Origin of the sequence: Rhodococcus sp. AB351 (genome assembly GCF_049538275.1) — a bacterium.
Lineage (GTDB): Bacteria > Actinomycetota > Actinomycetes > Mycobacteriales > Mycobacteriaceae > Rhodococcus.
This window is the reverse complement of sequence record NZ_JBMVFW010000002.1, coordinates 426,851-443,616: the sequence shown is the minus strand read 5'-3', so window position 1 is coordinate 443,616 and position 16,766 is coordinate 426,851. Positions and strand designations below refer to the sequence as shown.

At 69.2% G+C, this 16,766-nt stretch carries 14 protein-coding genes; 11 read left to right on the top strand and 3 right to left on the bottom strand.

The annotated features are described in order from the left end of the window. The first annotated feature begins 14 nt into the window (after positions 1 to 14). The 5 genes from ACPCXD_RS08115 to ACPCXD_RS08095 are packed head-to-tail and all read left to right on the top strand — an operon-like array spanning position 15 to position 5,766. The gene (locus ACPCXD_RS08115) at positions 15 to 2,204 is read left to right on the top strand and encodes an acyl-CoA dehydrogenase family protein (protein ID WP_301848658.1); all 2,190 of its coding nucleotides are present in this window, start codon (positions 15 to 17) and stop codon (positions 2,202 to 2,204) included. 6 nt (positions 2,205 to 2,210) lie between these two features. Beyond that, a complete protein-coding gene (gene chsH3 / locus ACPCXD_RS08110; protein WP_106200073.1) occupies positions 2,211 to 3,080 on the top strand; it encodes an enoyl-CoA hydratase ChsH3 in 870 nt (289 codons plus the stop codon). Further along, a complete protein-coding gene (locus ACPCXD_RS08105) occupies positions 3,077 to 3,733 on the top strand; it encodes a PaaI family thioesterase (protein ID WP_106200071.1) in 657 nt (218 codons plus the stop codon). The genes chsH3 and ACPCXD_RS08105 overlap by 4 nt, the downstream gene beginning before the upstream one ends. A gap of 41 nt (positions 3,734 to 3,774) precedes the next feature. Next, positions 3,775 to 4,563, top strand: a complete 789-nt coding sequence (locus tag ACPCXD_RS08100; RefSeq protein ID WP_106200070.1) for an SDR family NAD(P)-dependent oxidoreductase — start codon at positions 3,775 to 3,777, stop codon at positions 4,561 to 4,563. 18 nt (positions 4,564 to 4,581) lie between these two features. Then, the gene (locus ACPCXD_RS08095) at positions 4,582 to 5,766 is read left to right on the top strand and encodes an alpha/beta hydrolase family protein (RefSeq protein ID WP_229567896.1); all 1,185 of its coding nucleotides are present in this window, start codon (positions 4,582 to 4,584) and stop codon (positions 5,764 to 5,766) included. A gap of 9 nt (positions 5,767 to 5,775) precedes the next feature. On the opposite strand, the gene fdhD is transcribed toward ACPCXD_RS08095, so the two are convergent. Beyond that, positions 5,776 to 6,606, bottom strand: coding sequence for a formate dehydrogenase accessory sulfurtransferase FdhD (fdhD, locus tag ACPCXD_RS08090; RefSeq protein ID WP_229567898.1), 831 nt, complete (start codon positions 6,604 to 6,606; stop codon positions 5,776 to 5,778). 341 nt (positions 6,607 to 6,947) lie between these two features. Between fdhD and ACPCXD_RS08085 the strand changes: the two genes are divergently transcribed. After that, a complete protein-coding gene (locus tag ACPCXD_RS08085) occupies positions 6,948 to 8,165 on the top strand; it encodes a winged helix DNA-binding domain-containing protein (RefSeq protein ID WP_423659139.1) in 1,218 nt (405 codons plus the stop codon). Positions 8,166 to 8,174: 9 nt separating this feature from the next. Then, complete coding sequence (locus tag ACPCXD_RS08080) at positions 8,175 to 8,780, top strand: GNAT family N-acetyltransferase (RefSeq protein ID WP_423659137.1); 606 nt, start codon at positions 8,175 to 8,177, stop codon at positions 8,778 to 8,780. 22 nt (positions 8,781 to 8,802) lie between these two features. Here the strand turns inward: ACPCXD_RS08080 and thiD are convergent, their stop codons facing one another. Further along, positions 8,803 to 9,594 carry a bifunctional hydroxymethylpyrimidine kinase/phosphomethylpyrimidine kinase gene (gene thiD, locus ACPCXD_RS08075; RefSeq protein WP_423659135.1) on the bottom strand — a complete coding sequence of 264 codons (792 nt, stop codon included), beginning with the start codon at positions 9,592 to 9,594 and terminating at the stop codon, positions 8,803 to 8,805. Between the two features lie 124 nt (positions 9,595 to 9,718). On the opposite strand from thiD, the gene ACPCXD_RS08070 reads away from it, so the two are divergent. Continuing rightward, positions 9,719 to 11,713, top strand: a complete 1,995-nt coding sequence (locus ACPCXD_RS08070; RefSeq protein ID WP_423659133.1) for a S9 family peptidase — start codon at positions 9,719 to 9,721, stop codon at positions 11,711 to 11,713. Positions 11,714 to 11,745: 32 nt separating this feature from the next. Here ACPCXD_RS08070 and ACPCXD_RS08065 read toward each other — a convergent pair whose 3' ends face one another. After that, positions 11,746 to 12,120 (bottom strand): hypothetical protein, encoded by a 375-nt coding sequence (locus ACPCXD_RS08065; RefSeq protein WP_088897351.1) that lies wholly within the window; start codon positions 12,118 to 12,120, stop codon positions 11,746 to 11,748. 156 nt (positions 12,121 to 12,276) lie between these two features. Between ACPCXD_RS08065 and ACPCXD_RS08060 the strand changes: the two genes are divergently transcribed. The 3 genes from ACPCXD_RS08060 to ACPCXD_RS08050 are packed head-to-tail and all read left to right on the top strand — an operon-like array spanning position 12,277 to position 16,756. After that, on the top strand, positions 12,277 to 14,937 hold the full coding sequence (locus ACPCXD_RS08060) for a valine--tRNA ligase (RefSeq protein WP_160876544.1): 2,661 nt from the start codon (positions 12,277 to 12,279) through the stop codon (positions 14,935 to 14,937). Continuing rightward, positions 14,934 to 16,355: a bifunctional tetrahydrofolate synthase/dihydrofolate synthase gene (gene folC, locus ACPCXD_RS08055; protein WP_026061075.1), complete on the top strand. Its 1,422-nt coding sequence runs from the start codon at positions 14,934 to 14,936 to the stop codon at positions 16,353 to 16,355. The genes ACPCXD_RS08060 and folC overlap by 4 nt, the downstream gene beginning before the upstream one ends. Next, positions 16,352 to 16,756: a DUF4233 domain-containing protein gene (locus ACPCXD_RS08050; protein WP_016691887.1), complete on the top strand. Its 405-nt coding sequence runs from the start codon at positions 16,352 to 16,354 to the stop codon at positions 16,754 to 16,756. Before folC ends, ACPCXD_RS08050 begins: the two co-directional genes overlap by 4 nt. The last annotated feature ends 10 nt before the right edge of the window (positions 16,757 to 16,766 follow it).

Here is a 16,766-nt window from a genome sequence, read left to right as displayed (position 1 = left end):
CCAAAGGACCGTTCATGACTCTGGGATTGAGTGACGAGGACCGCGAAATCCGCGATTCCGTACGCGGCTGGGCGGCTCGGCACGCGACAGCCGACGTGATCCGCACGGCTGTCGAAGCGAAAACCGAAGCGCGCCCGCCCTACTGGAGTTCGCTCGCCGAACTCGGCATGCTCGGACTGCACCTACCGGAAGAGGTGGGAGGTGCCGGATTCGGCCTGCTCGGAACCGCGATCGTCGCCGAGGAACTCGGGCGATCGATGGTGCCCGGCCCGTTTCTTCCGACCGTGATCGTCTCGGCGGTCCTGAACGAGGCGGGGCGTCGTACCGAACTCGACGGACTCGCGGACGGATCGCTGTTCGGTGCGGTGTCCCTGCAGCCGGGGGACATGCGAGTCGTGCGAGAGGGCGACTCCGTCACCCTCTCGGGCACCTCGGGTGTCGTGCTCGGCGGCCAGGTCGCCGATGTGTTCCTGCTCGCGGCCGACGACGACGGCGAGACGGCGTTCGTCGTCGTCACGCGTGATCGGGTCGACGTCGCGCACCTGCCCAGCTACGACGTGGTCCGACGGAACGCCGAGATCACCGTGGACGGCCTGGACCTGTCCGACGGCGATGTGCTGCGACTGGACTCGCAGCGGGTCGTGGATATCGCCGCCACGCTGTTCGCCGCCGAGTCGGCCGGCCTCGCGGACCGGGCCACCACCACCGCGGCGGACTACGCACGGGTCCGCAAGCAGTTCGGACGGGTCATCGGCCAGTTCCAGGGCGTCAAGCACACCGTCGCCCGAATGCTCTGCCTCACCGAGCAGGCGCGCGTCGTGGCATGGGATGCCGCGCGAGCACTCGACGAGAAGGCACCCGAGGACGAGGCGTCGCTCGCCGTCGCCGTGGCGGCGTCCATCGCCCCGGAAGCGGCCTTCCAGGTCACCAAGAACTGCATCCAGGTGCTCGGCGGCATCGGCTACACCTGGGAGCACGACGCCCATCTGTACATGCGACGCGCTCAGTCGCTTCGCCTGCTGCTCGGCTCCACGGCATCCTGGCGCCGCCGGGTCGCCCGTCTCACGCTCGGCGGTGCCCGCCGTGTGCTGAGTGTCGACCTGCCGGCCGAGGCCGAAGAGATCCGTGCCGACATCCGCGCAGAGCTCGAGCCGGCCACCTCGCTCGAGGGGGCGGCACGCAAGGCATATCTGGCCGAGAAGGGATACACTGCTCCGCATCTGCCCGCACCGTGGGGCAAGGCCGCCGACGCCGTCACGCAGCTCGTCGTCGCCGAGGAACTGCGGACCGCCGGCCTCGAACCGCACGACATGATCATCGGCAACTGGGTGGTGCCGACCCTGATCGCACACGGCAGCACCGACCAGATCGAGCGCTTCGTCCCGCAGTCGCTGCGCGGGGATCTCGTGTGGTGCCAGCTGTTCTCCGAGCCCGGCGCCGGATCGGACCTCGCGGGTCTGTCCACGAAGGCCGTCAAGGTCGACGGTGGATGGAAACTCGACGGCCAGAAGGTGTGGACGTCGATGGCGCGCGTTGCGGATTGGGGCATCTGCCTCGCCCGCACCGACATGGACGTACCCAAGCACAAGGGCCTGTCCTACTTCCTGATCGACATCAAGAACACCGAGGGTCTCGATATCCGGCCACTGCGGGAGATCACCGGCGAGGCATTGTTCAACGAGGTGTTCCTCGACGGTGTGTTCGTGCCCGACGAGTGCCTCGTCGGTGAGCCGGGCGACGGGTGGAAGCTCGCCCGCACCACCCTCGCCAACGAACGTGTCTCCCTCTCCCACGACTCCTCCTTCGGAGCCGGCTGCGAGGCTCTGGCGACGCTGGCGGAGAACACCCCCGGCGGGCCGGACGACGAACAGCTCACCGTCCTCGGCAAGGTGCTCGGCGATGCCGCGTCCGGTGGCCTCATGGGTCTGCGCACCGCGCTGCGCTCCCTGGCCGGTGCGCAGCCCGGTCCCGAGTCCTCCGTCGCCAAGCTGCTCGGTGTCGAGCACCTCCAGCAGGTCTGGGAGACCGCGATGGACTGGGCCGGCCCGGCCTCTCTGCTCGACGACCAGGACCGCGCCTCGGCCACCCACATGTTCCTCAACGTGCAGTGCATGTCCATCGCCGGCGGGACGACCAATGTCCAGCTCAACATCATCGGTGAGCGGCTTCTCGGCCTGCCCCGCGATCCCGAACCCGGAAAGTGAGTGCCCATGCCCATCGACAGGGATGTCGCACTGTCCGCCGCCCCCACCACCCGTGAGGCCGCCTGGACCGACCGCGACGTGATCCTCTACCACCTCGGGCTGGGGGCGGGCGCCGACTCGCTCGACCCCGCCGAACTGCGGTGGGTCTACGAGAAAGGCCTGCAGGTCCTGCCGACCTTCGCAATGGTTGCGGGGCAAGGGGTCTCCGCCGGACAGGTGTCGCCGACCGGAATGAACCTGCCGGGAATCGACATCGATCTGCGCAAGATTCTCCACGGTGGGCAATCCGTCACCGTGCACGCCCCGATCCCGACCTCGGGTTCCGCGACGATCTCGTCGCGTATCGCGGATGTCTGGGACAAGGGCAAGGCCGCGGTGATCGTGCTCGAACAGTCCGCCACGGACGGCGACGGAAACCCGCTGTGGACCAGTGCGATGCAGATCTGGGCGCGCGGTGAGGGCGGCTTCGGCGGCAATCCTGGACCCGACACGTCGACCACCGTCCCGGAACGGGAGGCCGACAAGACCCTCGTGTCGCCCACGAGCACACAGCAGGCGCTGGTGTACCGGCTCAGCGGCGACCTCAACCCGCTGCACGCCGACCCCGACTTCGCGAAGATGGCGGGGTTCGACCGGCCGATCCTGCACGGCCTCGCGTCGTACGGTGTCGTGTGCAAGGCCGTCGTCGACGGTGTGCTGGACGGCGATCCCACCCGTGTCCGGTCGTTCTCGGTCCGCTTCGCCGGCTCGCTGTACCCGGGGGAGACGATCGAGACGGCGGTGTGGCGCGACGGCGACACCCTGACCCTGCTCGCCACCTGCCCCGAGCGCGACGGACAACCGGTGCTCACCCACGCCACGATGGAGATCCGATGAGAGTCGACCCCGATACCCACCCCATCGTCGGGCACGCGCCCGCCGGCACGGTGCTGACCTCGGCGCCGCAGGACACCGCCGTCGACCGCGCCACCGCTGCCGCGCGGCGCGTGGTGGACGCGCTGCTGCGCACCGACCGCGCCAACGCGAATCTCGAGCGGGTCGCGGAAGAACTCGACAGCATCGCCGAGCACCTCGAGGAACATGCCCCCGAGGTGCAGGAGCGACTGGTCGACATGTGGCACGGGGAGGGTGTCACCCGGCACGACCCCGTCACCGGACCCGAGAACGCGCTCGCGCCGCCGCTGGTTCTCTCCGGGCGCGAGGACGGTTCGGTGGAAGGCGTCGTCGAACTGACCTTCCCGTACCAGGGTCCGCCCGGGCACGTGCACGGCGGAGTCTCGGCGCTTCTGCTCGATCACACGCTGGGTGTGGCGAACGCATGGGCCGGACGCAGCGGTGCCACCGCCCAGCTGAACGTGCGGTACCACCGTCCGACGCCCTTGTTCGAACCGCTGACGGTCACCGGTCGTCTGGTCGAGCAGGACGGCCGCAAGATCAGCACGGCCGGGGAGATCAGGACCGCGGACGGCACGGTGTGCGTGTCCGTCGAGGCACTGTTCATCGACAAGACGGTTCCCCGTCCTCGCTGACGGTCGCCATCACTCACCTCACCGGATCGGAGAGAACCGACATGGGAAAGCTGGACGGACGGGTGGCGATCGTCACCGGAGCCGGTATGGGGATCGGCCGAGGGGTGTCCGGTGCCCTGGCCCGCGAGGGCGCGCACGTCGTGGTCGCCGAAGTGGACCGGGCGGCAGGGACCGATACCGCGCGGTGGCTCACCGACCGGTGGGGCGTGCGTGCGCACTTCGTGCCGACCGATGTCACCGACCGCGAGCAGGTGCACGCGATGGTGGACTCGGCCGTGCGCGAATTCGGACGTCTGGACATCCTGGTCAACAACGCCTGGCGGTCACTGGGATTCGCGCGCATGGAGAAGACGCCCGAAGAGAGTATGCAGGCAGGCTTCGACATGGCCGTGATGGCGACCTTCTGGGCGATGCAACGCGCGTACCCGGAACTCGCCCGCCACGGAACCGGCCGAGTGATCAACATGTGCAGTCTCAACGGCGTCAATGCCCACATGTACTCGGTGTCGTACAACGCCGCGAAAGAGGCGTTGCGCAGCATGACCCGCACCGCGGCCCGGGAATGGGCCCCGAAACAGGTGTGCTGCAACGTGATCTGCCCCGGCGCGCAGAGCGCGGCGTACCGGCGGGTCGCGGAGGCCGATCCGCAGATGGCGGCGACACAGGCCGCGGCCAACCCCATGGGCCGTATCGGTGACCCTCTCGACGACATCGGTACCGTCGCGGCTTTCCTCGCGAGCGACGACTCGCGTTATCTCACCGGCAACACGCTGTTCGTCGACGGCGGTAGCCACATCAACGGCGTGCAATGGGCGCCGGCGGTCGACTGAAATCCCGACGGAGGGTTCATGATCTCTCGTACTGCTCGGAGCGCGGTATCGGTACTCGCCGCGGTCTCGATGCTCGGCCTCACCTCCTGCTCCGACACCGGCGGTGACGACACCGAGGAGGCAGCAGGAGGACCCGGCTCCCTGGTCACCGACCGCCCTCTCACCGGTGCGGCGGCGCTTCCCAGCGCGTCACGAACCGACCTGATCACCTATCTGTCCGAGGGGGCCGACGGGCGTCCCGTCCTCGTCTCCGGGACTGTCGCGATCCCCGAAGGAGAGGCACCGGAGGGAGGCTGGCCCGTGCTCAGCTGGGCCCACGGGACCACGGGGGTCGGCGATGCCTGTGCGCCCTCCGCCGACACTCCCGGCGGCCCGGCCCACTCCTATGTCGCAAGGACGACCGCCATGCTCGACCGGTGGGTCGCCGACGGCTACGCCGTGGTCCAGACCGACTACGAGGGGCTCGGCACTCCGGGTGGACATCCCTATATGAACGGTGACAGTGCCGCGGCCGCCGTCGTCGACATCGTGCGCGCGGCCCGGGAACTCGATCCGGGCATCGGCACCCGGTGGGTCGCGATGGGCCACAGTCAGGGTGGCCACGCCGCGCTGTACGCGGCGGCGCGCGGGCAGGAACACGCCCCCGAGCTCGACCTGCAGGGAGCGATCGCCTTCGCCCCGGGCAGCCGCACGAGTGAGACGGCCGAGTACTACGCGACCGCGGGCCCCGCGATCGGTCCGGCGCTCGGGTTCCTGCCGGTGCTGCTGCTCGGAGCGCAGGCGGCGGACCCGAGCATCGATGCCGACGCGATGCTCACCGACGCCTCGCGCCCCTTGCTCGACGCCGCGCGCACCGGGTGCATGGACGACATCCGCGAGGTGGCGAGCACGGTACCGGTGGATCGGGTGTTCGCTCCGGATGCGGACCTCGAGTCGCTCCGTGAGTACTACGCCGGTCAGGAGGTCGAACCGCTCACCCTGACGGTGCCGACGCTCGTTGTGCAGGGAAGCGACGACGCGCTGGTATTGCGTCCGGTCACCGATCAGGTGACCGCGGCGCTGTGCAGCAACGGAGCCGATCTGACCTATCGGGTGTACGACGGAGCCGATCACCGAGCGGTACTCGAGGAGTCCGTCGACGACGTACGGGCGTTCGTCGACGGAGTACGCGCGGGCGAGGCCCAGGACGGCACGTGCGGTTGATGCCGCCGATCAGTCGGTCTTGATGCGTTCGGGGACGGTGTAGACGTTCATCGTCTCGCCGCGGAGGAAACCCACCAGCGTGAGGTCGGACTCCGCGGCGAGGTCGACGGCCAGCGACGACGGCGCGGAGACCGCCGCGAGCACGGGGATCCCGGCCATGACCGCCTTCTGCACGAGTTCGAACGAGGCGCGTCCGCTCACCATGAGCACGGTGTGCGAGAGCGGAACCCGGTTGTCGGTCAGGGCCCAGCCGATCACCTTGTCGACGGCGTTGTGCCGGCCGACGTCCTCACGCAGGGCCAGCAGCGCCCCGTCGGGGGTGAACAGCGCGGCCGCGTGCAGACCACCGGTCGACTCGAAGACCTGCTGGTGTCGGCGCAGCGTGTCGGGCAGTTCGGCGAGAGTGTGCGTACCGATCGAGGTGGTGCCGGCGTCCTTCAGCGGATAGCGTGTGCGCGTGCGCACCTCGTCGAGCGAGTTCTTCCCGCACACCCCGCACGCGGAGGTCGTCGTGAACGCGCGTCGCCCGGTCCCTTCGGGAATGGTGACGCCGGGCGCGAGAGCGACGTCGAGAACGTTGTAGGTGTTGGCGCCGCTCTCGTCCACCCCGTCGCAGTAGCGGACGGCGGCGATGTCCTCGCGGCCGCCGATCATCCCCTCGGCCAGGAGGAATCCGTGGACGAGGTCGACGTCGTGCCCGGGGGTGCGCATCGTGATCGTCAGTGATTCGCCGCCGATCCTGATCTCGAGCGGTTCCTCGACGGCGAGGGTGTCGGGACGTCGCGTCACCCTGTCCGCCGTGATGCGCAGTACCGATCGACGTGTCGTGACCCGTCCCATCCTCTACCTCCCAGATACGTGCAGCGGGTCGAGCCCTTGTCACTACGCAACTCGACAGGGCAGGGGTACCCGGTCGTGCGGCACGTCATCCTCCGTACTGTCCGCCACTGCCCGCCCGTTCACGACTGCGCTCGGCTGCGCCCCGAGGCGGTGTGGACCGCGGGTGGCACCACACGAAACCCCCTCGCTCCTCGTAGGGACACTACAGACTCGGTCTCCTCTCGGGGGACGGTGATGAATGCGGGCCACCGGTCGGCTTCGGATCGCGGATACCAGGGTCGAACAGGGTGGACTCGTGTGGTCGCTCTGCCGAGTCGGACATCGCATCTACGATGTCGGCCATGGCTGTGCGCAGGATCGACGCAACCGAACGCCGAGCACGACTCGCCACCCGGCACCGCCTGCATCCCGGGCACCGCGCCGCCGATGCGGTCGACGCCGCGACCGGCATGGTGTGCCTGCACGGCACCGATCCCGCCAGCGTCTACCTGTCGGCATGGGCCCGGGTCGACGACTTCGTCACGACCGACCTCGATCGGGCCCTCTACACGGATCGGTCGCTGGTGAAACACATGGCCATGCGGCGCACCGTCTTCGTCTTCCCGCGCGAGATCCTGCCGGTCGTGCAGGCGGGCGCGAGCGCGCGAGTCGCAGCGGCGCAACGCCGTCAGGTGGTCAAGGACGTCGAGAAGGCCGGTCTGCACGGCGACGGCGAGCAGTGGCTCGACGAGGTGAGCGGCCACGTGCTGCAGGCGTTGTCCGGCGGACGCGAAGCGACGTCCAGCGAATTGCGTGCCGAGATCCCGCTTCTCGACGCGAGTATCGACTACGGGATCGGGAAGTCGTGGGGCGGCAGGGTCCCGTTCGCTCCGCGCGTGCTCACCGTGCTCTCCGCCGAAGGAAAAGTGGTGCGGGCGTCCAACAACGGGTCGTGGCGCGTGTCGCGGCCCGCCTGGACGTCGACGGAGTCGTGGCTCGGCGCCGGGATCGCGCCGTGCGACGAAGCCGACGGTTTACGCGCCCTCGTGGAATCATGGCTGCGGGTCTTCGGGCCGGGTACCGAGGCCGACATCAAGTGGTGGCTCGGCTCCACCCTCACCGCCGTACGCGCGGCTCTCGCCGACCTCGACGTGGTGGAGGTGGATCTCGACGGCCGTTCCGGATACCTCCTGGCCGACGACGTGGAGGAACCTGCTCCCGCCGACCCGTGGGGGGTATTGCTGCCTTCCCTGGACCCCACGGTGATGGGGTGGGCCGAACGAGACTGGTATCTGGGGTCGTACAAGGGCGACCTGTTCGATTCGAACGGCAATGCCGGGCCCACGGCGTGGTGGGACGGACGGATCGTCGGCACGTGGTGGCAGAGCGATTCCGGATCCGTCGAACTGCATCTGCTCGAGGACATCGGGGTCGACGGCCGGGCGGTGCTCGAACAGGAGGCCGCGCGCCTCGACGAGTGGCTCGGGGGAGTGAAGGTGACGGCCAGATTCCCGACACCTCTCGCGAAGGAACTCGCGGCGGCGACGGACGGCGCGCCGTCGGGCAGGTCCTCGTCGTAGGCTGCGCTCATGGCCATCGAACCGAGAACCGCCACGCGCCGCGACATTCCGGCCTTCGCTCCGGTGGTCGCCGAAGCCTTCGTCGACGATCCGGTCTTCACGTGGATGTTCCCGGACGAACACCACCGCATCCGGCGCATGACCCGTTTCTTCGCGGCCGACGCCCGGCACCACATGGTGCCGTTGGGAGCCACCGACATCGCCGAGTCCGACGGGGTCGTCGGAGGCGCGGCGATGTGGTCGCCGCCCGGACGATGGCGCACCGATGCGTGGACCTCCCTCCGCCTCCTGCCCGGCTTCTACGCCGCGCTCGGCCGCTACATGAAGCGGGGAGGGCAGGTCAACGTCACCCTCGACGCGGCGCATCCGGACGAACCGCACTGGTACCTGTCGACGATCGGCACCTCACCTGATGCGCGGGGGACCGGCCTCGGCAAAGCCCTGATGAAGGCCGGCCTCGACCGCGCCGACGCCGAACACGCCCCCGCCTACCTCGAGTCGAGCAAGGAATCGAACGTTCCCTACTACGAGCGGTTCGGGTTCGAGGTCACCCGCGCCATCGTCATCCCCGGTGGTGGGCCGACCCTGTGGGGGATGTGGCGGCAGCCGCGCTGACGGGATGCTTCCCGCCTTCGGATCAGGCGCCCTGCCACACGGTGTCGAACGGGGTGTTGGCGGACACGCGGCCCTTGATCCCGGTCGTGACGAAATCCTTCGCGCGGGCCGCGGCGTCGGCGACCGACGCGCCCTTCGCGAGTTCGGCGGTGATCGCGGCGGCGAGGGTGCAGCCGGCGCCGGAGACACGCTCGTTGCCGACCTTCGGTGCCGTCAGGAGGGTGACCTCGGAGCCGTCGAACAGCACGTCCACGGCGTCCTCGCCGTCGAGTTCGACGCCGCCCTTCGCGACGACGTACTTCGGGCCGAGGTCGTGGATGCGACGCGCCGCCTCGATGAGCTGGTCGACCGAGGTGATCTCGTCCATCCCGGACAGCGTCCGTGCCTCGAACAGGTTCGGGGTGACGACCGTGGCGTGGGGGAGCACCTGCGCGCGCAGGGCGTTGTCGGTGTCGAGGGCCGCGCCGGCCTCCTGGCCCTTGCAGATCAGGACCGGGTCGAGCACGACGTGCCGCCAGTCCTGCTTCTCGAGTCCCTCGGCGACGACGTCGATCGTCGCGGGCGTGCCCAGCATGCCGATCTTCACCACGTCGAGGTCGTGAGCGGCGGTTGCTGCCTCGATCTGGTCGGCGATCACCTCGGCCGGGACGGGGAAGAAGCGGTGGCCCCAGTCGTTCTTCGGATCGAACGAGACGATGCACGTCGTGGTGCCCACGCCGTACACACCCAGCTGCTGGAACGTCTTGAGGTCGACCTGCAGACCGGCGCCACCGGTCGCTTCCGAGCCGGCGATGACGTATGCGAGGTCGACCATGTGAGTGCTCCGTTCGGACGGGGAGACGGCGTTTCCGCGGGATGTACCCGCCGGACGACCAGGTTACAGACGAACCCGGTGCCACCTGCGGACCGCCCACCGCCGCTCCCGATATCGTCCAGGCATGACGGCCTTCGACGAGCTCGACGACTACCTGGCGCTACCCCGCGTCACCTCCCTCACGATGTCTCCGGACGGGAACCGCCTGGTGATCACGCAGTCGACGCTCGACGACAAGGCCACCTCGTGCACGGGCGCGTTGTGGGAGGTGGATCCCGAAGGCAACGCCCCGGCGCGACGCCTGACCCACGGCACCACGGGTGAATCGAGCCCGACCTTCACCGCGACCGGCGACCTGCTCTTCACCGCCGCCCGCGGTACGGACGACCCGCCGGTGTCGCTGTGGCGACTGCCCGTGGCCGGCGGGGAGGCCGAGCAGATCGGATCCCGGAAGGGTGGGTTCGCGTCGGTGTGTGCGGCGTCGCACGCCGACAGGACGGTCCTGCTCGCGTCCGTTCTCGGCCACAGCGAGTCCGACGACGAACGGATCCGGGACGCCCGCAAGGACGGTGCGGTCACCGCCGTGCTGCATGCCGGCTATCCGGTGCGCTACTGGGATCACGATCTCGGACCCGACCAGCCGCATCTGCTCCTCCCGGACAACAGCGGCGACGGGTTCACCGATCTCACCCCGGGGATCCGCGGGTCGCTGCGCGACGCCCACCTCGATGTCGCTGCGGACGGTTCGTTCGCCGCGGCCACCTGGGTGGTCCCCGGTCCGCTCGCTTCGCGCCGCGTCACCGTCGTGCGGATCGATCTCGGCACCGGCCTGCGCACCCCGCTCGTCGACGACGAGACCGGCGACGCGACGCACCCGGTGATCTCGTGCGACGGGACGAGGCTCGCCTACCTGCACGAGTCGATCGGCGACGCGGAGAACCCGCCGCAGATCACCGTCCGCGTCCTCGACATCGCGACCGGGACCACGACCGTCGAGGCCCCGGAGTGGGACAGGCGTCCCACTTCCGTCACCTGGTTGCCCGACGGTTCGGGTCTCGTGCTCACCGCCGACGATCACGGTCGCGCGCCGGTGTTCGTGCAGAGGCTCGGGTCCGCACAGCCCGACCGCCTCACCCCGGACGACGCCGCCTACACGGACGTCCGTATCGCGCCCGACGGCAACAGGGCATACGCGCTGCGGGCCTCCTACGAAGCGCCGCCGCACCCCGTGCGCATCGACCTCACCGGACCGGACGCCGGCACCGTCACGCCGCTACGTGCTCCCGCTGCGCTTCCGGAACTCCCGGGACGTCTCGAGGAACTGACCACCCAGGCCCCCGACGGCACGCCGGTGCGGGCGTGGTTCGCGATTCCGCACACCGCGTCCGCCGACGACCCCGCGCCGATGCTGCTGTGGGTGCACGGTGGCCCGTTGAGCAGCTGGAACACCTGGTCGTGGCGCTGGAACCCGTGGCTCCTCGTCGCCCGCGGCTATGCGGTGCTGCTGCCCGATCCCGCACTGTCCACCGGCTACGGCGACGACTTCGTGCGGCGTGGCTGGGGGCGGTGGGGGAGCGAACCGTACACCGATCTGATGGCCGTCACGGATGCCGCGGTCGCGCGTGAGGACATCGACGAGGAGCGGACCGCGGTGATGGGCGGATCGTTCGGTGGATATCTCGCCAATTGGATCGCCGGGCACACCGACCGATTCCGCGCGGTCGTCACCCACGCGGGTCTGTGGGCGCTGGACCAGTTCACCCCGACCACCGACGTGGCCTGGTACTGGCAGCGGGAGATGACCCCGGAGATGGCGGTCGAGAACTCACCGCACCTGTTCGTCGCCGACATCGTCACGCCCATGCTCGTGATCCACGGCGACAAGGACTATCGCGTCCCGATCGGCGAGGCCCTGCGCCTGTGGTACGAGCTGCTCAACGAATCGGGGCGGCCCGCCGAGGACGACGGCACCACCGTCCACCGCTTCCTGTACTTCCCGTCCGAGAACCACTGGGTGCTGAAGCCGCGGCACTCGAAGATCTGGTACCGGACCGTCGAGGCGTTCCTGTCCGAGCACGTGCTCGGCCGCCCGCTCGACCTACCGGACGAGCTGGGCTGACCGCGCACGTCTGCTCGGGGTTCGCCGCCCCGCTATTCGGGTGGGCGCGGCTGGTCGCCCGGCGAGGCCGGCGGACGGGTGGGCTCATCGGTGGCCGGTGTCGACTCGCTCGTCGCTGAACCGGAACCGGAGCCGGTCGACGAGTGCTGACCTGATCCGCCGCGATGGGTGACCTTCTCTGCGAGACCACCGACCGTCTCCTGGAGGTGCGGCGCCTTCTCCTTCACGACGCCGGCCGCTTCCGTCACCTTGTCCTGTACCGCAGGAATGACCTTTTCCTGGACCGCCGGGTTGTGCCACAGCTCGTTCGAACGTCCCAGCAACTTGTCGTACGTCTCGCGTCCCGCCCGGGTCCCCGCGACGAATCCCGCGGCTGCACCTGCAGCGAAGATCAATGCCCGCATCATGACGGTGTCCTCCGTCCTGTCGTTCGGCGTCCGCGCATTCGGCCGCTCGGCACTGCGATACCCCGTCGGGGGTCGGGCCACACTCTGTCCTGGCCCCTGTCCGGCTCTGTCGTGGCCCCTGTCCAGGAGGTTCGCCGCGACGCTTACGATTGACGGGTGACCAGTGCGCCAGAGAACTCGCAGAACCCCGCCGACGCCCTTCCCAAGAGCTGGGACCCCAGCGCCGTCGAAGCGGAGCTCTACCAGCAGTGGGTCGACGCCGGCTACTTCGAGGCCGACCCCACGAGCGACAAGCCCGGGTACTCGATCGTCCTGCCGCCGCCGAATGTCACCGGCAGCCTGCACATGGGTCACGCTCTCGACCACACCCTCATGGATGTGCTCTCCCGCCGTAAGCGCATGCAGGGCTACGAGGTGCTGTGGCTACCCGGCATGGACCACGCCGGCATCGCCACCCAGACCGTCGTCGAAAAGCAGCTCGCTGCCGACGGCAAGAAGAAGGAGGACCTCGGTCGCGAGGCCTTCATCGACAAGGTCTGGCAGTGGAAGGCCGAGTCCGGCGGCATGATCCAGGGCCAGATGCGTCGCATCGGCGACGGCGTGGACTGGTCGCGCGACCGCTTCACCATGGACGAGGGCCTGTCCCGCGCCGTGCAGACGATGTTCAAGCGCCTCTACGACGAGGGCCTGATCTACCGCGCCGAGCGTCTGGTCAACTGGTCGCCCGTGCTGCAGACCGCGATCTCCGACATCGAGGTGAAGTTCGAGGAGGTCGAGGGTGAGCTCGTCTCCCTGCGCTACGGCTCCCTGAACGACGACGAGCCGCACGTCGTCGTCGCCACCACCCGTGTGGAGACGATGCTCGGCGACACCGCCGTCGCGGTCCACCCCGAGGACGAGCGCTACAAGGACATCATCGGCACCACGCTCGAGCATCCGATCACCGGGCGGCAGATCCCGATCATCGCCGACGAATACGTCGACCCCGAATTCGGCACGGGCGCAGTGAAGATCACGCCTGCGCACGACCCCAACGACTTCGAGATGGGTCTGCGGCACGACCTGCCGATGCCCACGATCATGGACAAGGCCGGCCGCATCGCCGATTCCGACACCCGCTTCGACGGCATGGACCGTTTCGAGGCGCGCGTCGCGATCCGCGAGGAACTCGCCGCGCAGGGCCGTGTCGTCGCCGAGAAGCGCCCCTACCTGCACAGCGTCGGCCACTCCGAGCGGTCCGGCGAGACCATCGAGCCGCGCCTGTCGATGCAGTGGTGGGTCAAGGTCGACAAGCTCGCCAAGGCCGCCGGCGACGCAGTGCGCAACGGCCACACCGTCATCCACCCCGCGAGCCAGGAACCGCGCTGGTTCGACTGGGTCGACAACATGCACGACTGGTGCATCTCGCGTCAGCTGTGGTGGGGTCACCGCATCCCGATCTGGTACGGCCCGAACGGCGAGGTCGAGTGCTTCGGCCCCGACGAGACCGCACCCGAGGGCTGGGAGCAGGACCCGGACGTGCTCGACACGTGGTTCTCGTCCGGTCTGTGGCCGTTCTCCACGATGGGCTGGCCGGAGAAGACCCCCGAGCTCGACAAGTTCTATCCCACCAGCGTTCTCGTCACCGGCTACGACATCCTGTTCTTCTGGGTCGCCCGCATGATGATGTTCGGCACCTACGTGTCGGGCGACGACGCGGTGCACCAGGCGCAGGTGCCGTTCCGGGATCTGTTCCTGCACGGCCTCGTCCGTGACCAGTTCGGCAAGAAGATGTCGAAGTCGCGCGGCAACGGCATCGACCCGCTGGACTGGGTCGAGCGTTTCGGCGCCGACGCCCTGCGCTTCACGCTGGCGCGCGGCGCGAACCCGGGTGGCGACCTCGCCGTCGGTGAGGACCACGCCCAGTCGTCGCGCAACTTCGCGAACAAGCTGTTCAACGCGACCAAGTTCGCGCTGATGAACGGCGCGGTGATCGGCGAGCTCCCGGCCCGCGACCAGCTCACCGATGCCGATCGGTGGATCCTCGATCGCCTCGAGCAGGTGCGCACCGAGGTCGACGCGGCCTTCGATCACTACGAGTTCTCGAAGGCGTGCGAGGCGCTCTACCACTTCGCGTGGGACGAGGTCTGCGACTGGTATCTCGAGCTCGCCAAGGTCCAGCTCGCCGAGGGCAGCGCCTACGCCGACGGCACCAAGGTCGTGCTCGGCACCGTCCTCGACCAGTTGCTGCGCCTGCTGCACCCGGTCATCCCGTTCGTCACCGAGACGCTGTGGAAGGTGCTCACCGGCGGCGAGTCCGTCGTGATCGCGGCCTGGCCCGAGGCGTCCGGCGTCGCCACCGACGAGACCGCGGCGCAGCGTGTCGCCGACCTGCAGAAGCTCGTCACCGAGGTCCGCAGGTTCCGCAGCGATCAGGGCCTCAAGCCGTCGCAGAAGGTTGCGGCCCGGCTCGTCGGTGTCGAGGACGCCGATCTCGTCGCGCAGGTGCCGGCCGCGCAGTCGCTCGCGCGCCTGACCGCGCCGGAGGACTCGTTCTCGGCCACCGCGTCGATCGAGGTCCGGCTGAGCCGCGCGACGGTCACCGTCGAGCTCGACACCTCCGGCAGCATCGACGTCGGCGCCGAGATCGCCCGCCTGCGCAAGGATCTCGCCGCCGCGGAGAAGGAGCTGACGGGCACCTCCGCGAAGTTGTCGAACGAGGCCTTCCTTGCGAAGGCACCCGACCAGGTGGTCGAGAAGATCCGCGGTCGCAAGCAGATCGCCGAAGAGGAAATCGCACGGATCACCGCACGACTGAAGGAGCTGGGCGCGGCGTGAGCACCGACACCCCGGGGGCGCCGTCCCCGGTGGACCTGGCCGAACTGACGCTCGTCGAAGCCGAGCTCGACAAGCGCTGGCCGGAGACGAAGATCGAGCCGTCCCTGGCGCGGATCGCCGCGCTCATGGACATCCTCGGGTCGCCGCAGAACAGCTACCCGTCGATCCACGTGGCCGGCACGAACGGCAAGACGTCGACGACCCGGATGATCGACGCGTTGCTCACCCGCATGCACCACCGCGTCGGCCGGACGACGAGCCCGCACCTGCAGCTCGCCACCGAGCGGATCAGCATCGACGGCGCGCCGGTCTCGCCGCGGACCTACGTCGACACCTACCGCGACATCGAACCGTATGTCCGGATGATCGACGAGCAGTCCGAGGCGGCCGGTGGCCCGAAGATGAGCAAGTTCGAGGTCACCACGGCCATGGCGTTCGCGGCGTTCGCCGACGCGCCCGTCGACGTGGCGGTCGTCGAGGTGGGTCTCGGCGGACGGTGGGACGCCACCAACGTCGTCACCGGGCAGGTCGCGGTGATCACGCCCGTCGGGATCGACCACACCGGTTATCTGGGCGACACCCTCACGGAGATCGCGGGGGAGAAGGCCGGGATCATCAAGAAGGCACCCGACGACGGTCTCGTGCCCCGCGACACCGTGGCGATCATCGCGCAGCAGGAACCCGAGGCGATGGACGTGCTGCTGCGGCAGGCCGTCGAGGCCGACGCGGCCGTGGCCCGCCAGGGTTCCGAGTTCGCGGTGGTGCGGCGCGCGGTCGCCGTCGGTGGACAGCAGATCGACCTGCAGGGTCTCGGCGGTCTCTACACCGACATCTTCCTGCCGCTCCACGGCGAGCACCAGGCGCACAACGCGTCGGTCGCGCTGGCCGCGGTCGAGGCGTTCTTCGGGGCGGGCCCCGACAAGCAGCTCGATGTCGAGGCGGTGCGCGACGCGTTCGCGTCGGTGACCACGCCGGGCCGGCTCGAACGGGTGCGCAATGCGCCCACCGTCTTCCTCGACGCCGCGCACAACCCGCACGGTGCGAAGGCCCTCGCGGCCGCGCTCGCCCAGGAATTCGACTTCCGCAAGCTCGTGGGTGTCGTGAGCGTGATGGCCGACAAGGACGTCGCGGGTCTGATCGAGGCGCTCGAACCGGTCTTCGACGAGATCGTCGTCACCCACAACGGGTCGCCGCGGGCGATGGACGTCGACGATCTGGCGAACATCGCCGTCGCCCGATTCGGTGACGAACGGGTCGTCACCGCGGCGACGCTCCCGGATGCGATCGAGACCGCGATCGCGATCGCGGAGGAGGTCGGCGAGCCCGGCGAAGCGGTGTCGGGCGCCGGGGTCGTGGTCACCGGTTCGGTGGTGACCGCAGGTGCGGCCCGCAGTCTGTTCGGAAAGGATCCCGCGTGAGCAACGACAAGCCGGAGGAACAGAAGTTCCGGCCGCCGACGACGGACCCCTGGAAGGGCTTCCGCGGCGTGATGGCGGGAACGCTCGTGCTCGAGGCGATCGTGGTGCTGCTGGTGCTGCCGGTGATCGCGACCGTCGGCGGGGGACTGAGCGCGTGGTCGACGACCTACGTCGTGGGCCTCGCCGTTCTCATGTTCCTCGGAGCCGGGATACAGAAGAAGTCGTGGGCGATCCCGTTCAACATCACGCTGCAGGTGCTGGCCGTGCTGGGCTTCTTCGTCGACCTCGCGTTCGGTGCGGTGGGTGTGCTCTTCGCCGTGGTGTGGGCGTACATCTTCTACCTGCGCAAGGACATCAGGGATCGCGAATCCAGGGGTCTGCTCCCGGGCCAGCGGGACTGACCTCTAGGCT